Origin of the sequence: Hydrogenophaga sp. (genome assembly GCF_041633695.1) — a bacterium.
In the GTDB taxonomy this organism is placed as follows: domain Bacteria; phylum Pseudomonadota; class Gammaproteobacteria; order Burkholderiales; family Burkholderiaceae_C; genus Hydrogenophaga.
The window spans coordinates 1-3730 of record NZ_JBFJMY010000409.1; the positions used below are offsets into that span (position 1 = coordinate 1).

A 3730-nucleotide genomic window follows, 5' to 3' on the forward strand; every position below is an offset into this window, starting at 1 on the left:
CGAGGCCAGGCCCATGGCGCCCACGCCCACCGGGTTGATGTCGTACAAATACGCGCGCTTGAACTCGATGCCCTTGGGCGACCAGCCCATGGGCTTGTTGATCACCAGATCGGCCACCACCGCCATGATCCAGGCGATGGCGATGTTGGAATACAGGCCCAGCACCTCGCCCAGCGCCTGGAACACATTCATCTCCATCAGCATGAAGGCGATCAAGGTGTTGAACACCACCCACACCACCCGCCCCGGGTGGCTGTGCGTGAGGCGCGAGAAAAAATTGCTCCAGGCCAGCGAGCCCGCGTAGGCGTTGGTGACGTTGATCTTGAGCTGCGAGACCACCACGAACAAGGCCGTGGCGGCCACCGCCCAGCCGTAGTCCGAGAACACGTATTCGTAGGCGGCCAGGTACATCTGGTTCGGGTCCACCGCACGCTCGGGCGGCACCATGTGGCTGATGGCCAGATACGCCAGCAGCGCGCCGCCCAACATCTTGAGCACGCCCAGAACCACCCAGCCCGGCCCACCCGCCAGCACCCCGGCCCACCAGCGCCAGGTTTTGCCGGGCACGGGTGCGGGCATGAAGCGCAGGTAGTCGGCCTGTTCACCCATTTGCGTGATCAACGCAATACCCACCGTGAGCGCCGCACCAAACAGGTGCCAATCAAAATCTTTGCCCAAGCCAGATTCACCACCGTAGTGCACAACATCTGCAAATGCACCAGGATCGAACATCCAGACCGCCGCAAAAGGCACCAACATCATCACCAGCCACAGCGGTTGCGACCAGATCTGGAAGCGGCTGATGACCGAGACCCCGTAGGTGACCAATGGAATCACCACCAGAGCGCAGATGAGGTAACCCCAGGCCGGCGGTATGCCCAGCGCCAGCTCCAGTGCGTAGGCCATGACGGCCGCCTCCAGCGCGAAGAAGATGAAGGTGAAACTGGCGTAGATGAGCGAGGTGATGGTGGAGCCGATGTAGCCAAAACCCGCGCCCCGCGTGAGCAAATCCATGTCCACCCCATAGCGCGCGGCGTACACGCTGATGGGCAGGCCCGCCAGGAAGATGATGAGGCCGGTGGCCAAAATGGCGAGCGCGGCGTTGACGAAGCCGTACTTCACCAGCAGCGTGGCGCCCACCGCTTCCAGGATCAGGAACGAAGCCGCGCCAAAGGCCGTGTTGGCCACGCGCCATTCGCTCCATTTGCGAAAACGCTGCGGCGTGTAGCGCAGCGCATAGTCCTCCATGGTTTCGCTGCCGACCCAGGCGTTGTAGTCGCGGCGCACCTTGATGATGCGCTGCGGCGCGTCGTTCGGCGCGGCGGCATCCGCGCCGGATGGCATCATGGTGGGCAGAGAAATCGGGCGTTCGTTCACCCATGGTCCAGTGCAGCTTTCATGCCACGCACGAAAGCAGGGCACGGTACTTGCTGGCCATACCGCGCCCCCGACAACCGCCACGAGCCTGCCCATGGAACTCACTCCCCGCGAAAAAGACAAGTTACTGATCTTCACCGCCGCGTTGCTGGCCGAGCGTCGGCTGGCGCGTGGGCTCAAACTGAACTACCCGGAAGCGGTCGCCCTGATCACGGCGGCGGTGCTGGAAGGCGCGCGCGACGGCCAGTCGGTGGCCGAACTCATGAGCGCCGGACGCTCGGTGCTGAGCCGCGCGGACGTGATGGATGGCATCGCCGAGATGATCCCCGACATCCAGGTCGAAGCCACCTTCGCCGACGGCACCAAGCTGGTGACGGTGCACCAGCCGATACCGTGACCCACCCACCCCCCCCGCGCCGCGCTGCGCGCGTCACCCCCCCAGGGGGCGATGCGAGTGGCCCGGCAAAGCCGGTTCCACCGCATCCTTGAACCCGACATTTCGCTCTACCGCACCTGCTGAGGACCCACATGAAGCCCTTGACCCAACTGTTGTTTTCGACCGCACTGGCTTGCGCAGCCCTGCCCGCCTTGGCCCACGACGGCCACGGCCTTTTTGGCAGCCATTGGCACGCCACCGATGCCCTGGGTTTTGTGGGCGCCGTCGCGGCCGCAGCGCTTGCGCTGTGGTGGACGCGTGGCGGCAAGTGAGGGCGCCAACATGATCCCCGGCGAACTTTTCACCGACGCGGGCGAACACCCGCTCAACCCCGGCCGGCGCACGCTCACCCTGGTGGTGAAGAACGCCGCTGACCGCCCGGTGCAAGTGGGCTCGCACTACCACTTTGCCGAAACCAACGCCGCGCTCGACTTCGACCGCGCCGCCGCGCGCGGCATGCGGCTCAATATCGCCAGCGGCACCGCCGTGCGCTTCGAGCCCGGCCAGCAACGCACGGTCGAGCTGGTGGACTACGCGGGCGAGCGCCAGGTGCACGGCTTTCGCGGCTTGACGCAGGGCGCGCTCTGACCCGCCCCAGCCGCGCACGCACAACGAACAGGAACTGACATGGCAAACATCAACCGCAGCGCCTACGCCGACATGTTTGGCCCCACCGTGGGCGACCGCCTGCGCTTGGCCGACACTGGCTTGGTCATCGAGGTAGAAAAGGACTACACCCTGGCCGCAGGCGGCTACGGCGAAGAGGTCAAATTCGGCGGCGGCAAGACCATACGCGACGGCATGGCGCAAAGCCAGCGCACGCGCGCCCAAGGCGCCATGGACACGGTGCTGACCAACGCGCTCATCATCGACCACTGGGGCATCGTCAAGGCCGACATCGGTTTGAAAGACGGACGCATCGCCGCCATCGGCAAGGCCGGCAACCCCGACACCATGCCGGGCGTGGACATCGTCATCGGCCCCGGCACCGAAATCATCAGCTGCGAAGGCAACATCGTCACCGTGGGCGGCATCGACAGCCACATCCACTTCATCTGCCCGCAGCAGGTCGACGAGGCTTTGACCTCGGGCATCACCACCATGCTGGGCGGCGGCACCGGCCCGGCCACCGGCACCTTTGCCACCACTTGCACACCCGGTCCCTGGCACATCGAGCGCATGCTGCAAGCCGCCGATGGCTTGCCCATGAACCTGGGTTTCATGGGCAAGGGCAACGCCAGCCTGCCCGCGCCGCTGCACGAACAGGTCGAAGCCGGCGCCATCGGCCTGAAACTGCACGAAGACTGGGGCACCACGCCCAGCGCCATCAGCAACTGCCTGGACGTGGCAGAAGAAGCCGACGTGCAAGTCGCCATCCACAGCGACACGCTCAACGAATCGGGCTTTGTGGAAGACACCATCGCCGCCACCAAGGGCCGCACGCTCTGCGCCTTCCACACCGAAGGCGCGGGTGGCGGCCACGCACCCGACATCATCCGCGTGGTGGGCGAGGCCAACTTCCTGCCGTCTTCCACCAACCCGACCATGCCGTACACGGTGAACACCCTGGACGAGCACGTGGACATGCTCATGGTCTGCCACCACCTGGACGCCTCCATCCCCGAAGACCTGGCCTTTGCCGAAAGCCGTATCCGCCGCGAAACCATCGCCGCCGAAGACGTGCTGCACGACCTCGGCGCCATCAGCATCATGAGCAGCGACAGCCAGGCCATGGGCCGCGTGGGCGAGGTCATCGTCCGCACCTGGCAGACAGCACACAAGATGAAAGAGCAGCGCGGCGCGCTGGCCGAAGACAGCGCGCGCAACGACAACTTCCGCGTCAAACGCTACATCGCCAAATACACCATCAACCCAGCGATTGCGCACGGCATCGCCCACATCGTCGGCTCGCTCGAA

At 65.3% G+C, this 3730-nt stretch carries 5 protein-coding genes; 4 read left to right on the forward strand and 1 reads right to left on the reverse strand.

Annotation, left to right across the window (positions count from 1 at the left end; genetic code table 11):
• Positions 1 to 1347 (reverse strand): cytosine permease (locus ABYB95_RS19070; RefSeq protein ID WP_372660449.1); only part of this gene is annotated, 1347 nt, incomplete at its 3' end.
• 124 nt (positions 1348 to 1471) lie between these two features.
• On the opposite strand from ABYB95_RS19070, the gene ABYB95_RS19075 reads away from it, so the two are divergent.
• The 4 genes from ABYB95_RS19075 to ureC form a co-directional block, all read left to right on the forward strand.
• Entirely contained in the window at positions 1472 to 1774 is a 303-nt protein-coding gene (locus ABYB95_RS19075; RefSeq protein ID WP_372660451.1) for an urease subunit gamma, read from the forward strand.
• Between the two features lie 131 nt (positions 1775 to 1905).
• On the forward strand, positions 1906 to 2085 hold the full coding sequence (locus tag ABYB95_RS19080; RefSeq protein WP_372660454.1) for a hypothetical protein: 180 nt from the start codon (positions 1906 to 1908) through the stop codon (positions 2083 to 2085).
• 10 nt (positions 2086 to 2095) lie between these two features.
• Positions 2096 to 2401 (forward strand): urease subunit beta, encoded by a 306-nt coding sequence (locus ABYB95_RS19085; protein WP_372660457.1) that lies wholly within the window; start codon positions 2096 to 2098, stop codon positions 2399 to 2401.
• Between the two features lie 39 nt (positions 2402 to 2440).
• Positions 2441 to 3730: urease subunit alpha (gene ureC, locus ABYB95_RS19090; RefSeq protein ID WP_372660461.1), on the forward strand; the 1290-nt coding region annotated here is incomplete at its 3' end.